At 60.5% G+C, this 18,771-nt stretch carries 15 protein-coding genes; 13 read left to right on the top strand and 2 right to left on the bottom strand.

Annotated features, from left to right (window positions below; genetic code table 11):
• The first annotated feature begins 1 nt into the window (after position 1).
• The 12 genes from DBR16_RS11110 (at position 2) to fghA (ending at position 13,373) form a co-directional block, all read left to right on the top strand.
• On the top strand, positions 2 to 862 hold the full coding sequence (locus tag DBR16_RS11110; protein WP_109261316.1) for an alpha/beta fold hydrolase: 861 nt from the start codon (positions 2 to 4) through the stop codon (positions 860 to 862).
• 73 nt (positions 863 to 935) lie between these two features.
• Positions 936 to 1,868: an oxygen-dependent tRNA uridine(34) hydroxylase TrhO gene (gene trhO, locus DBR16_RS11105; protein ID WP_109261315.1), complete on the top strand. Its 933-nt coding sequence runs from the start codon at positions 936 to 938 to the stop codon at positions 1,866 to 1,868.
• Entirely contained in the window at positions 1,865 to 2,488 is a 624-nt protein-coding gene (locus DBR16_RS11100; protein ID WP_109261314.1) for a glutathione S-transferase, read from the top strand. Before trhO ends, DBR16_RS11100 begins: the two co-directional genes overlap by 4 nt.
• Before the next feature lie 93 nt (positions 2,489 to 2,581).
• Positions 2,582 to 3,289 (top strand): ABC transporter ATP-binding protein, encoded by a 708-nt coding sequence (locus tag DBR16_RS11095; RefSeq protein WP_109261850.1) that lies wholly within the window; start codon positions 2,582 to 2,584, stop codon positions 3,287 to 3,289.
• Positions 3,283 to 5,649, top strand: a complete 2,367-nt coding sequence (locus DBR16_RS11090) for an FtsX-like permease family protein (protein ID WP_109261313.1) — start codon at positions 3,283 to 3,285, stop codon at positions 5,647 to 5,649. The genes DBR16_RS11095 and DBR16_RS11090 overlap by 7 nt, the downstream gene beginning before the upstream one ends.
• Before the next feature lie 6 nt (positions 5,650 to 5,655).
• Positions 5,656 to 6,882, top strand: a complete 1,227-nt coding sequence (locus DBR16_RS11085; RefSeq protein WP_109261312.1) for an efflux RND transporter periplasmic adaptor subunit — start codon at positions 5,656 to 5,658, stop codon at positions 6,880 to 6,882.
• Between the two features lie 120 nt (positions 6,883 to 7,002).
• Entirely contained in the window at positions 7,003 to 7,980 is a 978-nt protein-coding gene (gene msrP / locus DBR16_RS11080; RefSeq protein WP_109261311.1) for a protein-methionine-sulfoxide reductase catalytic subunit MsrP, read from the top strand.
• Positions 7,981 to 7,985: 5 nt separating this feature from the next.
• Positions 7,986 to 8,639, top strand: a complete 654-nt coding sequence (locus DBR16_RS11075; RefSeq protein ID WP_109261310.1) for a protein-methionine-sulfoxide reductase heme-binding subunit MsrQ — start codon at positions 7,986 to 7,988, stop codon at positions 8,637 to 8,639.
• A gap of 44 nt (positions 8,640 to 8,683) precedes the next feature.
• The gene (locus tag DBR16_RS11070) at positions 8,684 to 9,232 is read left to right on the top strand and encodes a DUF4334 domain-containing protein (RefSeq protein WP_109261309.1); all 549 of its coding nucleotides are present in this window, start codon (positions 8,684 to 8,686) and stop codon (positions 9,230 to 9,232) included.
• A gap of 76 nt (positions 9,233 to 9,308) precedes the next feature.
• Positions 9,309 to 11,414 (top strand): amidohydrolase family protein, encoded by a 2,106-nt coding sequence (locus DBR16_RS11065; protein ID WP_109261308.1) that lies wholly within the window; start codon positions 9,309 to 9,311, stop codon positions 11,412 to 11,414.
• A 10-nt stretch (positions 11,415 to 11,424) separates the two neighbouring features.
• Positions 11,425 to 12,543 carry an S-(hydroxymethyl)glutathione dehydrogenase/class III alcohol dehydrogenase gene (locus DBR16_RS11060; protein ID WP_109261307.1) on the top strand — a complete coding sequence of 373 codons (1,119 nt, stop codon included), beginning with the start codon at positions 11,425 to 11,427 and terminating at the stop codon, positions 12,541 to 12,543.
• Positions 12,543 to 13,373, top strand: a complete 831-nt coding sequence (gene fghA, locus DBR16_RS11055; protein ID WP_109261306.1) for an S-formylglutathione hydrolase — start codon at positions 12,543 to 12,545, stop codon at positions 13,371 to 13,373. The genes DBR16_RS11060 and fghA overlap by 1 nt, the downstream gene beginning before the upstream one ends.
• A 168-nt stretch (positions 13,374 to 13,541) precedes the next feature.
• Here fghA and DBR16_RS11050 read toward each other — a convergent pair whose 3' ends face one another.
• Positions 13,542 to 14,327 (bottom strand): LytR/AlgR family response regulator transcription factor, encoded by a 786-nt coding sequence (locus DBR16_RS11050; RefSeq protein ID WP_161539486.1) that lies wholly within the window; start codon positions 14,325 to 14,327, stop codon positions 13,542 to 13,544.
• A gap of 270 nt (positions 14,328 to 14,597) precedes the next feature.
• Here DBR16_RS11050 and DBR16_RS11045 point away from each other — a divergent pair, with 270 nt between their 5' ends.
• The gene (locus DBR16_RS11045) at positions 14,598 to 17,483 is read left to right on the top strand and encodes a TonB-dependent receptor plug domain-containing protein (protein WP_161539485.1); all 2,886 of its coding nucleotides are present in this window, start codon (positions 14,598 to 14,600) and stop codon (positions 17,481 to 17,483) included.
• A 139-nt stretch (positions 17,484 to 17,622) separates the two neighbouring features.
• On the opposite strand, the gene DBR16_RS11040 is transcribed toward DBR16_RS11045, so the two are convergent.
• Positions 17,623 to 18,765, bottom strand: a complete 1,143-nt coding sequence (locus tag DBR16_RS11040; RefSeq protein ID WP_109261303.1) for a CaiB/BaiF CoA transferase family protein — start codon at positions 18,763 to 18,765, stop codon at positions 17,623 to 17,625.
• Positions 18,766 to 18,771: the final 6 nt, after the last annotated feature.

Raw genomic sequence — 18,771 nt, 5'->3', positions numbered from 1 at the left:
CATGGCAGGCGGCTTTTCCGATCAGATGTTCGAGACAGCGGACGGGCTGAAGCTGCATTACCGGATCTATCCGGCGACAGCGGAAGAGACCGGGCCGCCGGTTCTCTGCCTGCACGGGCTGACACGCAATCTGAAGGATTTCGAGGAACTGGCCCCGAAGCTCGCCGCGCTCGGCCGCAAGGTCATATCCGCGACCCAGCGGGGGCGGGGCGGATCGGACCATGATCCGCAGCATGAGCGCTATAATCCGGCCGTCTATACGCAGGACATGATTGGCCTGCTGGACCATCTCGGCATCGACAAGGCGGTTTTTGTCGGCACGTCCATGGGCGGGCTGATGACGATGATTGCGGCGACCATGGTGCCGCAGCGCATTGCGAAAGCGGTGCTGAACGATATCGGTCCCGAGCTTGGCCCGGCGGGCATTGCCCGCATCCGCACCTATGCCGGAAAAACCGATGGCCGGTTTGCCAATTGGAAAGCGGCCGCGGACGCGATCCGCGCTATCAATGGCGTTGCCTTTCCGAAAGAGACCGGCAATGCCTTCTGGATGGATTTTGCCCGGAAGACCTGCCGCGAAGACAATGGCGTTGTCGTGCTCGACTATGACCCAGCCATTGCCAAATCGGTCGCCGAAGGCGGGGATGTCGATGTCGACCTCTGGCCGTTGTTCGATGCCTTGAAGGATATTCCAACTCTGGTCGTCCGCGGCGGCATTTCAGACCTTCTGATGATGTCCACGGTTGAAGAAATGCAACGCCGCAAGCCGGATCTCGCCTTTGTCAATGTCCCGGATGTGGGCCATGCGCCTTTCCTGACCGAGCCAGAAGCCTGGGCCGCGATCAAGGCTTTTCTCGACTGACCGAAGGCTTGCGCGCGCGTCCCGCCCTGAATAGGACAGAGACGATCTCTGACCGCTGAAGGACCGTTGTGCCATGCCCGCCTTCCGCATTGCCGCCTTTTACAAATTCACGCCCATGGAGGCCGGAACGGCGCTCCAGAAAAGACTGTTTGACATTTGTTCGGACAATGCGGTGATCGGCACCATCCTGATTGCACCGGAAGGCATAAACGGAACGATTGCCGGTCCGGCGGACGGGATGGAGCGGGTATTGGAGGCCATTCGCGCCCTGCCAGGTTGCGCCGATCTCGAGCACAAGGAAAGCTTTGCTGACGAGCAGCCCTTTTTCCGGCTGAAAGTAAGGCTGAAAGAGGAAATCGTGACGCTAGGGGTTCCCGGAGTTGATCCCAACAAGGCGGTTGGCACCTATGTGGAACCCGAGGCATGGAATGATCTGATCTCTTCGCCGGATGTTGTGACGATCGATACCCGCAATGATTATGAAGTCCGCATCGGCCAGTTCAAAGGCGCGATCAATCCGGAAACCGTCAGCTTCCGCGAGTTTCCCGGCTGGTTCCGCGAGTTCAGAAAGACGCGCCCGAATGCGCGGATCGCCATGTATTGCACCGGCGGGATCCGATGCGAGAAATCCACCGCCTTTGCGCTGGCCGAAGGCGAGCCGGAGGTCTTTCACCTCAAGGGCGGGATTCTGAAATATCTGGAGACCATCGCTGAAGAAGACAGCCTTTGGCAGGGCGAATGCTTTGTTTTCGATCGCCGCGTTGCGGTCCGTCACGGGCTGGACGTCGGCGAATATGTTGCCTGTCATGCCTGCCGCGAACCGCTGGCACCCGAAGATCTGAAATCACCGCTGTTTGTGAAGGGGGAATCCTGTCCCCATTGTCACGACCTGACCAGCGAAGCGCAGCGCGCCAGGTTTGCCGAGCGGCAGCGCCAGCAGGAGTTGGCAGCGGCACGGGGCGAGGTGCATCTGGGCGCAAGATACACGGAGGAGGCAAAGGATTGAGCGGACCCCGCCCCATCCTCTACTCTTTCCGGCGCTGCCCCTATGCGATGCGAGCCCGGATGGCGCTGAAAGCTTCCGGCATTGCCTGTGAACACCGCGAAATCCTGCTGCGCGACAAACCCGCCTCGATGCTCGCAGCTTCACCCAAGGGCACGGTGCCGGTGGTCATTTTGCCTGATGGCGAAGTGATTGATGAAAGTCTGGATGTCATGCGCTGGGCGCTGGCGCGGAATGATCCGGAAAACTGGCTGGCACCGGGTGACATCATGTTTGATCTCGTCGCGGAAAATGACGGCCCGTTCAAACACCATCTCGACCGCTATAAATATTCCAACCGGTATGAAAATGCCGATGCAGCAGTCCATCGCGCGGGCGGTCTGGACTTTCTGAAAAAACTGGATGACCGGCTGACGGGACAAAGCCAGCTCTTCGGCGATGCGGTCAGCCTTGCCGATATCGCCATCTTTCCCTTTGTCCGCCAGTTCGCGAATGCCGACCGCTCATGGTTTGACGCGCAGGACCTGCCGCACCTTCAGGCATGGCTGTCGGCGCATCTGGCATCACCACTGTTTACCGCCATCATGGAAAAGCATGAATTGTGGAGCGACGGAGCGGCGTGAGTTCGCCGATGGCGGACATTGCGCCGCGCCGGAAAATCCTCAAACTGTGCGCAGCTGGCTGACCGCCTCCGGCTGGAAGGGACAAGAGCCCGCGTGACGCAGAATGCCTTTACCACGAAGAATCTCACCAAGGTCTATGGTGAAGGCGAGACGGCTGTACATGCGTTGCGCGGCGTTGATCTGGACATTCCGGCAGGTGAATTTGTCGTGCTTCTGGGGCCATCGGGAAGTGGAAAGTCGACCCTTCTGAACATTATCGGCGGACTGGACCGTGCGAGCGGCGGGCAGGCCTGGTTTCTCGACCGGGAATTGACGGCGATGAGCGACCGCCAGCTGACCCGCTACCGGCGGGACCATGTCGGTTTTGTTTTCCAGTTCTACAATCTCATGCCCAGTCTTACCGCGCTCGAGAATGTCGAACTGGTCACCGAAGTGGCCGAAGACCCGATGACGGCCGAGGCGGCGCTCGCCATGGTGGGCCTTTCCAATCGCGCCGATCACTTTCCATCGGAGCTTTCCGGCGGGGAGCAGCAGCGTGTCGCCATTGCCCGAGCGATCGCAAAAAACCCGACGGTTTTGTTCTGTGACGAGCCAACCGGCGCTCTGGATTCCGAGACCGGACGGACCGTCCTGACCGCATTGCGCGATGTGAATGAGCGGCTGGGTGCGACCGTGCTGATTGTCACCCATGCGGCTGCCACAGCCAATATGGCCGACCGCGTCATCTATTTTTCGGACGGCAGCATTCGGGAGGTCGTCCGGAACCCCACCAAGCTCTCGCCGGACGAAATCGAATGGTAAGCCCGCTGGACCGCAAGTTGCTGCGCGATCTCTGGCGGATGAAGACGCAGGCCCTGGCGATCAGCCTGGTCGTCGCTGTGGGCGTCATGCTGCTGGTGATGATGTCGGGTCTGGTCAACTCCCTCGATGAGACGCGGCGGGCCTATTATGAACGCTATCGGCTGGCGGACGTCTTTGCACCGGTTGTGCGTGCGCCTGACCGCGTGCTGACCAGCCTGGCGGGCATAGAAGGGGTGTCGGCCGCCGAAGGGCGTATCACCGGGAGCGCTCTGATCGATATGCCCGGGAGCGATCTGCCGGTGCAGGCGCGTGCCGTTTCGCTGCCCGATTTCGGCCAACCGCGGCTGAATGCGGTCTATCTTTCGGCTGGCCGCTGGATCGACCGGCGGCGGTCCCATGAAATCCTGTTGCTCAAGAGTTTTGCGGATGCCCATGGTCTGGAGGCCGGCGATATCCTGTCAGCCACAATGCATGGCGCGCGGCGGAGTTTTGAAATCGTCGGCATCGCCCAGTCTCCCGAGTTTCTCTACACGACCGCGCCGGGCGAACTGGTGCCGGATGATTCCCGTTTCGGTGTGATCTGGATGAGCCGGACGGCCATGGAGGCGGCCTATGATCTGGACGGGGCCTTCAATGAGGCGCTGCTGGACATTGGCCGGGAAGAAGATCTGCCGTCGGTTCTGGCAGCGGCAGACCGGATTCTCGATGATTACGGGGCCGTCGGCGCTTACGGGCTCGCGGATCAGTTCTCGAACCGCTTCGTGGCAGAGGAAATTGCCGGATTGCGCGCCTCCAGCGCCGGCGTGCCGCCGATATTTCTGGCGGTGGCCGCCTTTCTGCTGAACATTGTGATCTCGCGGCTTTTGCAGGCCGAACGCCAGCAAATCGGCCTGATCAAGGCGTTCGGCTATACCAATGCAGAGGTGACGGCTCACTATTTCAAACTCATCCTCACCATCGCGGCCGGAGGTGCCGTGCTGGGTTGTCTACTCGGGCTGGCGGCCGGTGCAGCGCTCATCGGTGTTTATGTCCAGTATTACAAATTTCCGTTTCTGGTCTTCGAAATCGACCCCGCTTCGTTCATCATTGCGGTATCTGCAAGTGTGGCGGCCGCCGCGTTCGGTGGCCTCTTCGCACTGCGCCGGATTTTTGCCCTGACGCCCGCCGTTGCCATGCGGCCGCCCACACCGCCGGACTATAGCGGGACAGGCCGTTTTGGCGGCTTGCTGAAGCGGGTGCTGGATCAGCCGACCCGCATGGTGCTGCGCCGCTTTGTCCGGCATCCGGGACGCAGTCTGGGGGCGATTGCCGGGGTTTCCGCCGGCATGGCGCTTTCAGCGGGGATGATGACGGTGCTGGCCGGATTTGACGAGGCGGTCGAGACCACATTCAGCGTCATCGACCGCAGCGACATGTCGGTTAGCTTCATCGAACCCTTGCCGGACAGAACCCTGCACGCGCTTGCACAGCTCGATGGAGTGATCGAGGTGGAAGCCTCGCGGACAATCCCGGTTATCCTGAGGAATGGTGTTCATTCCTATCGGGGCGGGGTGTCCGGTATTACGTCCGGTGCCCGGCTCCAGCGGGCGGTTGATGCAAACGGTCAGGCACTGACACTGCGCGGGGATGGCATCATTCTCACGCCTGCCCTGGCAGATATTCTGCAGCTTCAGACCGGAGACCGGCTGCGCGCTGACATCCGGCAAGGACGGCGTCCGCAACTGGACCTCGTTGTCACGGGTATTGCAGAATCCCTTCTGGGCGCGCCCTCCTATATGGAATTGTCGGCATTGAACCGGGCGCTGGGCGAACCGAATCGCGTATCAGGTACCTATTTGCGGATCGATCCGCTGCGGCGAGATGCGATCTATGCCGCACTGGATGCCATGCCGGTGGTTGCGGGCATCTCCGTGAAGCAGGATGCGCGCGAAGCTTTCCAGCGCATGATGGACAATGGGGCCGGTGCCATGCGGTTCGTGATGGCAGCGATTGCGGCATTGATCACATTCGGCATCGTCTACAATACGGCCCGTATCGCCTATGCCGAAAGTGCGCATGATCTGGCCAGCCTGCGCGTGATCGGATTTTCCAAGGGAGAGGCGGCTTTTGTGTTACTCGGTGAGCTTGGCCTGATCGTCCTGCTGGCATTGCCAGCCGGCGCGGTCCTTGGCTATGGGCTGAGCCATGCGATTGCCGCGGGCTTCAGTACGGATCTTTATCAGGTGCCGGCCATTTTCTCGCCGGACAGTCTGGGTGTGGCGGGATTGGCGGTACTGGCCGCTGCGATATTTTCCGGATGGATGGTCAAGCGCGAGAGTGATCGCGCCGATCTGGTTTCCGCGCTAAAGTCGAGGGAATAGGGGTAAATGATCAAGAAATATTCGCGCACCATACTCGTCCTCTTGGCCGCCATTCTGCTGGTGGCCGTGCTGGCATTTGCCTTCTGGCCGCGCCCTGTCCCGGTTGATATCGGAGAGGTGGTCCGGGAGCCCATGCTGGATACGGTCACAGAAGAAGGGCGGACACGGGTTCATGATGCCTATGTCGTCTCAACACCGGTGTCGGGCCGGTTGCGCCGTGTCGAGGTCGAGCCCGGTGATCCGGTGGAGCGCGGCGAGGATATCGTGGCCTATATGGCACCGTCCAATCCGGCTGTGCTGGACGTAAGGACGCGCGAGCAGGCCCGCGCCAATGTCAGCGCTGCAGAGGCCGCTCTGCGGCTGGCGCAGGCTGAACGCAACCGGGCGGTTGCTGACCTTGAACTGGCCGAATCGGAGCTGGAACGGCAGCGCTATCTGCGGGAGAATGACGTCGCCAGCGAAGCCGCGCTGGATCGTGCGGTCCGCGAGGCGCGTTCGGCAAGTGCGGCACTCGATTCCGCTGATGCTGCAGTCTCGGTCCGGCAAGCCGAGCTGGCGAATGCGCGTGCCATGCTTGATGGCATCCGCGGAGATCGCGAGGATGCGCCACAGCTTATTGCGGATATTCCGATACATGCGCCGGCTTCCGGACGGGTGCTGCGCCTGATCCAGCAAAGCGAAACCACTTTGCCGGCCGGGTCCCCAATTCTGGAAATCGGCAATGTCGAACATGATCTGGAAATTCTGGTCGAGCTCCTGTCTACCGATGCTGTCCGGGTTTTGCCCGGTCAGAGGGTTTTGATCGCAGACTGGGGTGGTGAAACCGATCTCGACGGCGTGGTTGAACGGGTCGATCCGTGGGGATTTACGAAATTCTCGGCCCTGGGCGTTGAAGAACAACGCGTCAATTCGGTGATACGCTTTGCCAATCCCGGCGAGCGACCGCAAGGGCTGGGCCATGGTTATCGCGTCGTGGTCCGCATCGTGATCTGGGAGAATGATAATGCACTGGTCGTGCCGTCCAGTGCGCTCTTCCGGGATGGTGATGACTGGGCGGTCTTTGCCGTCCGCTCCGGCCGCGCCCGCCGAGTGCGGGTAGAGATCGACCGGAATAACGGCCTGCAGGCCCATATTGTCTCGGGCCTGGAAGAAGGCGATCGCGTCGTGCTGTATCCATCGTCGGCAATATTTGAGGGAGCCGCCGTTGTGGCCCGGAATACGATCGAGCGATAATCGCAGGGTCGCGATCCTGTCACGCCGGATCACGTCTGATCACAAGTTTTGAAGGCGGCGGGACACGCGTGCTCATCGTGCTATGTCCATGATGAGTGAGAACTCATCGAAGGGATCAACATGCTGATCAGGAAACCGCCACTGGCGGGCGTGACCGAAAATGATGTGACGCCCAGACACCTCTATCTCAACCGCCGGGCCATCATGGCAGCGGGCGGTGCACTTGCATTGACCGGCATGACGTCTGCCTGTTCGGCCCAGGAGCCGGAGCAAACGCCGGCGTCCGGCCGGGTGACCGGCGGACCGCTGGAATTCTCTGAAACATCCTATCGCGTCACGGATGGCGATCTGACGCCATATGATGCGGTGACAGGATACAATAATTTCTATGAGTTCGGTACGGGCAAGGATGATCCGGCGCGTTATGCCGATGCGATGACGACTGACCCCTGGTCGGTCCGGGTCGATGGCCATGCCGAGCGTAGGGGCACATTCAATGTCGAGGACCTGATCGATTTCAATGCGCTGGAAGAACGCATTTACCGGCTGCGCTGCGTGGAAGCCTGGTCGATGGTCATCCCCTGGATCGGCGTGCCCCTGAGCTCGGTCCTGAACCGCTTCCGGCCGACATCCGAGGCCCGCTATGTGGCCTTCGAGACTTATCTGAACCAGTCGGAAATGCGCGGCACACGCTTTCCGGTGCTGGATTGGCCCTACAAGGAAGGTCTTCGCATGGACGAGGCCATGCACCCGCTGACATTGATGGCCGTCGGGCTCTATGGCGAAGTCCTGCCCAATCAGAATGGCGCGCCGATGCGGCTGGTGGTGCCGTGGAAATACGGATTCAAGTCGATCAAGTCGATTTCACGGATCAGCTTTGTCTCCGAACAGCCGCAAACCAGCTGGAAACAGTCGGCGCCGCGTGAATACGGTTTCTATTCCAACGTCAATCCGAACCGGTCTCATCCCCGGTGGAGCCAGGCGAGCGAGCGGATTATCGGCGCTGGTCCCTTTGCCCGGCGCGATACGGAAATGTTCAATGGCTATGACGAGGTCGCCTCGCTCTATGCCGGCATGGATCTGGAAGAAAACTACTAGAGCCAATGACGCAAAGATCCGCTTTTCTGCGCAGCTTCGCCCGGCACTGGCTGAAGCCGGTGACGCTGTTTCTGCTGGTCTTGCCGTTCGCCTGGATTGCCAGCCAGTGGGCCTTGCTGTTCGCCGGGATGGAGCATGATCTCGGCTTCGAGCCAGTGGCCGCGACCCATCATTTTCTCGGACAGACCGCCTTGCGCATCCTTCTGATCTCGCTGGCGGTGACGCCGTTCCGGGATATCACGCGCTGGGCTCCGATCCTGCAGGTGCGGCGGCGGATCGGGCTGGCGGCCTTCTGGTATGCCCTGATGCATCTGTTCGCCTATTTCGGGGCGGACCTGTTTTTCTCGCTGCCGGCACTGTGGGAAGATATCGTTGAGCGCACCTATATAACTTTCGGCATGGCGGCGCTGATCCTGCTGGTGCCGCTGGCGGTGACATCGTTCAATTCCATGATCCGGCGGCTCGGCGCGCAGCGCTGGAAACGCCTTCACATGCTGGTCTATCCGCTGGCCATTCTGGCGGTGACGCACCATTTCTTTGCCGAGAAGGGCCTCCAGCCGGGACCTTTGATCCATGCCGGTATCCTCGCCCTGCTTCTGGGCTGGCGGATATGGCGGCATTGGGGACATAAGCTGGTGCCGCGAAAACCCAGGATATAAGTAAACGGCTAGGCAGGCCCTGTAATTCGTGGCCTATTACTGTCATGACCGGACCCGCCAATCCTGTTTTGATGAGCTTTGAAGCGGCTGAAGCCCTTTATGACACGCTGGAAGCTGTCCCGACCGACTTCATGCTGGGCGAGTGGTGGGGACGCGAAGTGTCGACCGGTCACAATATGGATGGTTCGCTGGCCCTCGCGCGCTGGTATGGCAAGACGTTTCTGGATGAAGAGAACGTCCATCCGCTGGTTCATCTTGATGGTCAGGGCCGCAAATACTTTGCGGATCCTGGCAAAATGCCGATGGGACCGCGCATGAAGACGCCTCGCTATCCGGACTGGATGTTGCCGGTCCTGCGCCAGGGCATGAAGGCGTATATGCAGACCACAAAAAGCCGGGCGCGTCTGCGGATGACCGAGTATCGCGGCAAGGTGTCGGCGACCATGTGTTATGATCAGCTGCCGATTCACGATGTTTTCCGCAAGCTGGATGACGACAATGTGCTGGGCTTCATGGATATGAAGCGCATGTCGCGGCCCTATGTTTTCACGCTGACGCGCGAGGGCAGAACCGGCTTTGATTTTCCGGCCTGACTTTTGCGCGCCCGGCTGAGGCGACAGGGCCAAATCGGCCTGCTAGTCTCCCCGCAACAATTCGGGGGAGAATGACATGAATTCGATCAGATTGAGCCTTCTGGCCGGCGCGGGCCTTATGCTTGCGGCCTGTTCACCGGCAGCAGAGGACCCGTCAGCGACGACGCCGGCGACAGATTCGCAAACGGCTGGGTCAGGGGCGGAGACGGCACAGATTGCCGAAGCCGATGTCTTTACCATCATGGTCGGTGGCACCGTGATTGGCGCGCTGGAGATCAGCGAGATCGAGGATGGGTATTCGGTCGAATACGAATTCCGGAATAATGGCCGGGGCCCGACCATCAGTGAGCGTGTGCTGCTCGATGAAAACGGGTTGCCGGTCAGCTGGACGGTTGCGGGCAATACGACCTTTGGCAATGCCGTCAACGAGACCTATGGCTATACTGACAGCCAGGCGAGCTGGACGGATGCAACCGGTTCGGGCGAGGCGGTGATGGAATCGCCGGGCTTCTACGTTCCGCAAGATGGCAGCCCCTACTGGCTGGCAATTGCCGCGCGTGCCCTGATTGCGGACGAGGATGGCGTCTTGCCGGCCATTCCGGGCGGTGAATTGCGGATGACCCCGATCGAGACGCTGACGCTCTCGAATGGTGAAGCGACGGTCGAGGCGACAAGCTATGCGATGTCCGGCACGAGCCTGAACCCGACCTATTTCCTGATGGCCGGCGAGGCCTTCATGGGGCTGATGACGCCGCGCTTTGCCATTCTCTCGGAAGGATTTGAAGGCGAGGACGAGCGGCTGCGCAATCTGTCCGCCGATTATGGCGCGCGCCGGTTCGAGGAGATCCAGTCGCGGGTGATCCGTGATTATGATGCGCCGGTGCTGATCCGGAATGTCCATGTTTTCGACGCCGAAACGGAAACCAGAGGCGACGCGGCGTCGGTACTGGTCGAGGGCAACCGGATTGCCGCAATCGGAGCCGCCGACATGGCGGCGCCGGCCGATGCCGTCGAGATTGACGGGGCGGGTGGGACATTGCTGCCCGGCTTTTTCGAAATGCACGGCCATATGGGCGAAACCGCCGCTTTCCTGAATATCGCGGCCGGCGTGACCTCCCTGCGCGATATGGGCAATGACAACGAAGTGCTGGATGCGCTGGTCGAGCGGATTGAATCCGGCGAGCTGGCGGGCCCGCGCATTCACCGCTCCGGTTTCATTGAGGGGCAGAGCGATTTCAGCTCGAATAACGGCATCATCGTTTCCAGTGAGGAAGAGGCGGTCGCGGCGGTCGATACCTATGCTGATGCGGGAATTTTCCACCAGATCAAGATCTACAATTCAATGACCCCGGAATGGGTGCCGGCCATGATTGCGCGGGCGCATGAGCGCGGCCTGCGTGTGGCCGGGCACGTGCCCGCCTTTACCAATGCCGACGCCATGATTGCAGCCGGTTATGATGAGATGACACACATCAACCAGGTCATGCTGGGCTGGGTTCTGGAAGAGGGTGAGGACACTCGGCAACTGCTCCGTCTGACGGCTCTGCGGCGTCTGCCGGCGCTGGATCTCGACAGTGCGCCGGTTCAGGCGACGCTGGATGCGATGGTGGAAAATGGTGTGGCGATCGACCCGACCTTTGCCATTCACGAGGCGCTATTGCTTTCACGCAATGGCGAGATATCGCCGGGAACGGTCGATTATATCGACCATCTGCCGGTCGACGCACAGCGGCAGGCCCGTTCGGCCTGGGCGGCGATCGAGACGGAAGAGGATGATGTCAATTATCGCGGCGCGTTCGACCAGATCACCGAGACGCTGCGGCGCATGCGTGATCGCGGCATTTTCATCGTGCCGGGCACGGATCTGGGGGGCTCCTTTACCTATCACCGCGAGCTGGAGCTGTATCAGCGGATCGGCATGACGCCGCCGGAAATCCTCGCCTGGGCCAGCCATGGCATGGCGGAATATCTGGGCGTGGGGGATGAGGTGGGCCTGATCGAGGAGGGCTATCTCGCCGACTTCCTTCTGGTGCCGGGCGATCCGACACAGGATCTGCGCGAGATCAAGACGATTTCGATGGTGATGGCGGATGGGCGGGTCTATTTCCCGACCGAAATCTATCCGGAATTCGGCATCCTGCCCTTCACCGAGGTGCCGAATGTGACCGAACCGGCCGAGTAGAGAGAGACTGATGAAAACACGCGCTGCTGTTGCCTTCGAGGCCGGTAAACCGCTGGAAATTTGCGAGGTCGATCTTGAGGGCCCGAAGGCCGGAGAGGTCCTTGTCGAGATCAAGGCGACCGGGATTTGCCACACGGACGAATTCACCCTGTCGGGTGCGGATCCGGAGGGGGCTTTTCCGGCCATTCTCGGCCATGAGGGTGCAGGCGTCGTGCTGGAGGTTGGGCCCGGCGTGACCGGTCTGGAACCGGGCGATCATGTCATTCCGCTCTATACGGCCGAGTGCCGGGAGTGCGAATACTGCCTCAATCCGAAGACCAATCTCTGCCAGAAAGTCCGTGCGACACAAGGCCAGGGCGTGATGCCGGACGGGACCAGCCGGTTTTCCTACAGGGGGCAGAAACTTCTGCACTATATGGGTTGTTCGACCTTCTCGAACCATACGGTCCTGCCGGAAGTCTCGCTCGCCAAGGTCCGCAAGGACGCGCCCTTCGACAAGATCTGCTATATCGGCTGCGGGGTGACGACGGGCATTGGTGCGGTGATGTTCACCGCCAAGGTGGAGCCCAATTCCACCGCCGTTGTCTTCGGGCTCGGCGGGATCGGGCTCAATGTCATCCAGGGGCTGAGACTGATCGGAGCGCGCCAGATCGTCGGCGTTGATTTGAATCCCAAGCGCGAGGCGATGGCACGCCAGTTCGGCATGACGGACTTCGTCAATCCCAAGGAGATTCCCGGTGGACATGACGGGCTGGTCGGTCATCTGGTCGAGCTGACTGGCGGCGGGGCGGACTATTCGTTTGAATGCATCGGCAATGTCGATGTCATGCGCGCGGCGCTGGAATGCTGTCACAAGGGCTGGGGCGAGAGCGTGATTATCGGTGTGGCCCCGGCGGGGGCCGAGATATCCACGCGGCCCTTCCAGCTGGTCACCGGCCGGGTCTGGCGAGGCTCGGCCTTTGGCGGGGCGAGAGGGCGTACGGACGTGCCGAAAATCGTCGACATGTATATGGATGGGCGGATCGATATCGACTCGCTGATCACGCACAGGCTGGACCTCGAAGACATCAACACCGGCTTCGACCTGATGCATGCGGGCGAGAGTATTCGAAGCGTGGTGGTTTATTGATGGAGGCCGTTTCCACCTTCCGCTCCTTTGGCGGCACGCTGTCCGTCCATGATCACGACTCGGCGGTGACCGGGTCGGCGATGCGGTTTGCCGTCTATGTACCGCCTCAGGCGGAGAACGGCCCGGTGCCGGTGCTATGGTATCTGTCGGGCCTCACCTGCAACTGGTCGAATGTGATGGAGAAGGGCAATCTCCAGGCTGCGGCGGCGCGCCATGGGGTGATCGTCGTTGCGCCGGATACGAGCCCGCGCGGCGAGGGGGTTCCCGACGATGAGTCTTACGATCTCGGGCAGGGGGCGGGCTTCTACCTGACCGCCACGCAGGAACCGTGGTCCAGGCATTTCGCCATGGATCGCTATATCACTGAAGAACTGCCGGCTATCATCGCTGCGAACTTCCCGGCGGACATGAGCCGTCAGGGCATTTTCGGGCACTCCATGGGCGGGCATGGCGCGCTGACCTTGCATCTGAAACACCCCAAGACCTACCGGAGCTGTTCCGCCTTTGCGCCGATCGTGGCACCGGCGCAGGTGCCGTGGGGGATAAAGGCCTTCGCCGCCTATCTGGGCGAGGACCGCTCCGGCTGGGCGCAATATGATGCCTGCGAGCTGGTGCGGAAACAGGTGTCAGGCGCCCACATCCTGATCGATCAGGGACTGGCGGACAATTTCCTGGAAGAACAGCTGAAGCCGGAATTATTCGAGGCGGCCTGTGCAGAAGCCGGTCAGAAACTGACCCTCCGGCGGCAGGCCGGGTATGATCATTCCTATTATTTCATCTCCACCTTCATGGACGATCACATCGCCCATCATGCAAGAGCGCTGGGCTGATCCGTCGCGAAAGCGTCATCGCGCTGCGATGAAAGCGACACAGCCAGCGGGCAAAAAGGCCTTGCGCGATGTCTCCCCAAGAGTCTCCCATTTCGCGTCTGACCGGGCGAGTCTCCGGGCCCGCCCGCTTTCCCTGATTTTATTTCGAGACAGGAATGGGCGGTGCTGTTAGCCCGCCGGGAGCTGTACGCCGGAGGGCCGGTTCTGGCGGCGCAGCATGGCACGAATACGGGGCCAGTAGGTCCGGCCGACCGGAAAGGCCCGCCCGTTCTTCAGCCTGATCTGGTGACGGTTCGGACCCAGCGTCCGCACTTCACGAATGTCGTCTGCCGAAACGATATGCGATCTGTGAATGCGGACGAAATCGTTATCCGGCAGTTCTGCTTCCAGTGACGACATGGTCGCCCGGACGAGCAGGGATGTGTCGTCGAGCTCGATAATGGCATAATCCTTGTCCGCCGAAATCGATCTTATGGCGGAATGCAGGACTTTCCGCTCGGCATGGCCGGTTCTGACCCAGATCGCGTTCGACTCTGTCATGAACGATGCGGTGCCATTTGCTGCGACCGGGCTTTGGTCCGGAACAAGGCTTTTCAGAAACCGGATGAGTGCATTTCTGATATGATCATCGGGCATTTTCATCAGCACATAGTCGCGCGCGGTCAATTCAAACATCAGATGTGCCTGGTGTTCCGAGTTCACTGCGAGCAGGTAGGGGATGTCGGCTTCCTCCAGCCGGGCGGCGAGTTGCCTTTCCGTCCGTCCGACCTGATGCGCAGCCAGTAATGCTCCGGCCGCACCGCCGTCCCGGATCAGCTCATCAAGTTCACGGGGTGTACTGACGTTTGAAATACGCAAGAGCTTGCACCTGTCAGCAATGAAAGATTGCAGACGGACGCCGAGCGCATCAGGCGCACACATCACCAGAACGGGACGGTCTCCACACATACTCATCGTATTAAACTGGCGTCCTCCCATAACTTCCAATGGTTGAGAATTCCGGGCTTCAAAGGAAATCACGATCGGCTGAATTCCGGTAACAGAAACGTGATATGTGGACTCTTTTTAATATGAAATATCAGTAAGATAGCGTTCATTTATTACGCTTCGTCGTGCTTTTTCTACGGTTCATCGCTCGGGTCTTTTGATCCTGTTCCCACTCGTTTAGGGGGATCAGTTCCTGCGTCGTCATGACGTTCGGAGGGGAAAAATATGGAGACTCAGATGAAAGTGTTTGAACGGCGCACACGCGTCTCGTTGAAGACTCTGGCTCTGTCGTCCTGTGCGGCAGTGGCTATGGCTTCAACTTTTGGGGGCGGCGTTGCCTTCGCTCAGGATGGCGCGTCGGAAGACCGCATCATCGTGACCGGTTCACGGATCGGCCGCAGCGAGCTGACCTCGGTCAGCCCGATCACAGTCGTCAGCCAGGATGACCTGAATGTTCAGGCGGTCCGGACGCTGGAAGACTTTGCCGACCAGATCACATTCGCGCCGGGTGGGGAAACCAACTCGCGCGTCAATAACGGTTCGGGTGGTCAGGCGACGATCTCGCTGCGCGGCCTCGGCCCGCAGCGGACGCTGGTCCTCGTCAATGGCCGCCGTACAACCCCGGCGAATACCGGCGGTACGGCTGACCTCAACCTGATCCCGGTCTCGCTGATCGGCCGTGTTGAAGTCCTGCGTGACGGCGCCTCGACGGTTTATGGTTCCGACGCGATTGCCGGCGTGGTCAACATCATCACCCGTGATGATGTCGAAGGCTTTGAAGCTTTCGGCCAGTATGATGTGACGGGGGAAGGCGATGGCCAGATCTATCGTTACGGCCTGACCTTCGGCCGGTCCTTCGATGGTGGCCGCTTTACCGCCAACCTCGAATATTTCGACCGTGGTACCATTATTCAGGGTGCGCGTCCGTTCTCGGCCTGTCCGTGGGCAGAAGTTGGTGGCCAGCTGATCTGTGGCGGTTCGGGTACGTCCTATCCGGGACAGATCTTCGGAAATGGTGCGGCTTCGCCCAACTTTACTGCTCAATTCGGCAGTGCCGGTGCGATCCTCGATCCGGCGACGGGCGTTCTTCGCGCCTTCACCCCGGCGGATGGTTATAACTTCGCGGCACGCTCCTACATGGTGACACCGCAGGAAGTCTTCTCCGGCTTCTTTGATGCCGAGTATGACGTTCTGAACTCTGACCGCTTCGGTCAGGCGACGGCCTATGGTGAATTCATGTTCGCCCAGCGCTCGTCGCAGCAGCAGCTTGCCCCTGTGGGCACGTTCTGGTTCCCGCTGGTTCCGGCCTTCCACCCGAACAACCCGACCGGTGAAAGCGTCTTTGTCGCCCGCCGTCTGGCGGAGCTGGAAAGCGGCCGTTTCTTCACCCAGGATGCGACCTCCTGGCGGTCGATCTTCGGTCTTGAAGGCATGCTGCCGGCTGGCATTTTCTGGGATACGTCGCTGTCCTATGGCCGTTATCTCGACGCTCGGGTGATTGATGGTCAGGCTAATCCGATCCGCGCGGCTCAGGTGCTGTGTAATGACCCGGCGTCCCTCGCGGCCGGTGCGTGTCAGACCCCGGCCAATCTGATCTGGGACCCGTTCCGCCGCGATACGCTGACCGATACCATCGCCAACTACATGCTGGTGCGTCACTCACCGGTGTCCCGTCAGACCCGTTTGTCCTTCCAGGCCAACCTGTCGGGTGATCTGGGTGGCCTGCAGCTTCCGGGCGGTGAAATCGGCTGGGCTGTGGGTTATGAGCGCCGCCGGGATTCCGGTGAGTTCATCCCCGATGGTGCGGCACAGATCGGTCAGATCTATTTCGTCTCGGGCAATGCCACAGAAGGTGAAACCACGTCGCAGGAATTTTATGGTGAGGTCCGCCTTCCCATCCTGTCCGGCGTTGAATTTGCCGAGCTTCTGGCGGTTGAGCTTTCGGCCCGTTCGTCCAACTATGACGTGACCGGCACGGGTGTGAACTCGTCCTTTGATGCCAACACCTATGCCATCAAGGCCGAGTGGGCGCCGAATGACCAGGTTCGTCTGCGCGGGTCGTTCTCGACCGGCTTCCGGGCGCCGTCGATCGGCGAGCTCTTCGCACCGCAGGCACAGTCCGCTGTTCAGTACACGGATCCGTGTACGAATTACGGTACCAATGCCTCGGCCAGCGCCGCGCTGGTGGCCAACTGTCAGGCTGATGGTCTGCCGGGCAATTTCACCCTGACCTCCACGCAGGCATCGGGTGTTATTGGTGGTAATCCAAACCTGACACCAGAAGAATCGGAAGGGTATACGTTCGGTGTGGTGTTCACGCCGTCGGGGACCCCGATCCTCGAGGACTTCACCTTCTCGGCGGATTATTTCTCCTTCGAGATCACGCAGGCTGTCGGTTCGGCAGATGTCAACACGATTGCCAATGCGTGCTACAACTCGCCGAACTTCTCGGATCCGCTCTGTGCCCTGATCGCAGGCCCGGGTTATACCGGTGTGACTGGCACGCCGCTGGCCGCTCCCTTCCCGGGACCGGGTGGAGCCCGCCGTTCCGCGGTCGGTGTTCTGGCCGGTGTTCTGCTGACGAATGCCAACCTGTCAACCTATGAGACGTCGGGTGTCGATGTCGGAATTGATTATTCCGGTCCGACCTTCGACATCTTCCAGTCGACGGCGCAGTTCGTGGCCGGTCTGGATGTGACCTATCTGGAAAGCTTCGCCTATCAGGTGCTTCCGGGTGGTGCGGTGTCTGAATATGCCGGAACGTTTGCTCAGGATCCGTTCACCACTAATCCTGCCGCCTTCCCGGAAATCACCGCCCTGCTGCGTCTGGGCGTGGTCTCGGATAACTGGCAGTTCAACTATGTTGGCCGTTATATCGATGAAGTCACCGACTTCTCATCGAACCCGAACAATGTGTCGAACACGGCAGAGCGTGTGATGTATCATGACATCCAGGCTGCTTACGACTTTGTCGACAGCGGTGTTGGCCTGACCTTTGGTGTGCGCAATCTCGCCAACGAGACGCCGCCTTATGTCTCCAATAATGACGACATGAACACGCTTCAGCAGACCTATGACACGGCTGGCCGCTACTTCTACGGCCGGGTCACGATCCGCCGCTAGGCAGATCACAACGGAGTAATACGCAGCACTCAGAGGTTGGCATCCGGGACTTTGGTGAGTTCTCGGTTCCGGACGCCGGCCTCGCCCTCCGAAAACAGTGTTATGCGTATGCTGGGCGGGCCTTCGGGCCCGCCTTTTTTTATCCGGACGTCAACTCTGCCAGGATTTCGGCCCGGTGTTCATCCAGCCGAGGCGAGGGTTTGTCGAGCGCAAGTTCGCTGCCGGTAAAGGTGATGGGTGTCCGGACCCCTGGTACGCCGTCGACAAGGATAGCCATTTCGCGCGCAATCGTCTGGGGGTCGTTGAAGACTTCTGCGAGGGTGTTGATCGGGCCGGCCGGAATGGTGTGATCCTCGCACGCTTGCAGAAGATCGGCACGTGACCATTTGCGTGTCTGCTCCGCGATCAGCGGGACGAGCCGGGCGCGATGCTCGACCCGGCCGGAATTCGTTGCAAACTCCGGCGCGCGTCCGGCCTCGAGCTCGAGCAGTTCGACCAGCCGCTGATACTGTCCATCATTGCCGACCGCGATGATGAGATATCCGTCCGTAACCGGAAACGCCTGATAGGGCACGATGTTGGGATGGGCCGGACCCATCCGGCGCGGGCTTTTCTTCGTCACCAGATAGTTCATGGCCTGGTTGGAGAGGACGCCGGTCAGGCAATCCATCAGCGCCATATCAATATGGCGGCCCTTGCCGGTTGTCCCGCGCGCGGCCAGCGCGGCCTGAATGGCGATCACCCCGTAGAGACCGGTCAACAGATCGGCGATGGCGATACCGATTTTCTGTGGCGCGCCATCGGCTTCACCGGTCAGATCCATCAGGCCGGACATGCCCTGGATGATAAAGTCGTATCCGGCATAGTCAGCATAGGGTCCGGTATGGCCGAAGCCGGTCACCGAGCAATAGACAAGCCGTGGATTGAGGGCGCTGAGTGTCGCATAATCAAGCCCGTACTTCGCCAAACCGCCATGTTTGAAATTCTCGACCAACACGTCGGACCGCGCCGCCAGCTTCCGGACGAGTTCGCGGCCTTCTTCCGTCCGGAAGTCGGCCGTGATCGAGCGCTTGCCCCGGTTGCAGGCATGATAATAGGCGGCGGCCCGCTCGCCCTTGTGGTCAATCCAGGGCGGACCCCATTGCCGCGTATCATCGCCTTGCGGGGCTTCGACCTTGATCACGTCGGCCCCCAGATCGGCCAGCGTCTGTCCGATCCACGGACCGGCCAGAACACGGGCCAGTTCCAAAACCCTTAAGCCTTTGAGGGGCGCTTCGGTCATCTGAGT

The sequence above is a fragment of the Hyphobacterium indicum genome (genome assembly GCF_003129605.1).
GTDB lineage: Bacteria > Pseudomonadota > Alphaproteobacteria > Caulobacterales > Maricaulaceae > Hyphobacterium > Hyphobacterium indicum.
The sequence above is the reverse complement of the archived record's forward strand: the minus strand, read 5'-3'. Positions and strand labels throughout refer to the sequence as shown.

Coding starts and splice junctions, on each gene's coding strand:
- DBR16_RS11110 (WP_109261316.1), top strand. CDS start 2: ATGGCAGGCGGCTTTTCCGATCAGATGTTCGAGACAGCGGACGGGCTG.
- trhO (WP_109261315.1), top strand. CDS start 936: ATGCCCGCCTTCCGCATTGCCGCCTTTTACAAATTCACGCCCATGGAG.
- DBR16_RS11090 (WP_109261313.1), top strand. CDS start 3,283: ATGGTAAGCCCGCTGGACCGCAAGTTGCTGCGCGATCTCTGGCGGATG.
- DBR16_RS11085 (WP_109261312.1), top strand. CDS start 5,656: ATGATCAAGAAATATTCGCGCACCATACTCGTCCTCTTGGCCGCCATT.
- msrP (WP_109261311.1), top strand. CDS start 7,003: ATGCTGATCAGGAAACCGCCACTGGCGGGCGTGACCGAAAATGATGTG.
- DBR16_RS11075 (WP_109261310.1), top strand. CDS start 7,986: ATGACGCAAAGATCCGCTTTTCTGCGCAGCTTCGCCCGGCACTGGCTG.
- DBR16_RS11070 (WP_109261309.1), top strand. CDS start 8,684: ATGACCGGACCCGCCAATCCTGTTTTGATGAGCTTTGAAGCGGCTGAA.
- DBR16_RS11065 (WP_109261308.1), top strand. CDS start 9,309: ATGAATTCGATCAGATTGAGCCTTCTGGCCGGCGCGGGCCTTATGCTT.
- DBR16_RS11060 (WP_109261307.1), top strand. CDS start 11,425: ATGAAAACACGCGCTGCTGTTGCCTTCGAGGCCGGTAAACCGCTGGAA.
- fghA (WP_109261306.1), top strand. CDS start 12,543: ATGGAGGCCGTTTCCACCTTCCGCTCCTTTGGCGGCACGCTGTCCGTC.
- DBR16_RS11050 (WP_161539486.1), bottom strand. CDS start 14,327: ATGAGTATGTGTGGAGACCGTCCCGTTCTGGTGATGTGTGCGCCTGAT.
- DBR16_RS11045 (WP_161539485.1), top strand. CDS start 14,598: ATGAAAGTGTTTGAACGGCGCACACGCGTCTCGTTGAAGACTCTGGCT.
- DBR16_RS11040 (WP_109261303.1), bottom strand. CDS start 18,765: ATGACCGAAGCGCCCCTCAAAGGCTTAAGGGTTTTGGAACTGGCCCGT.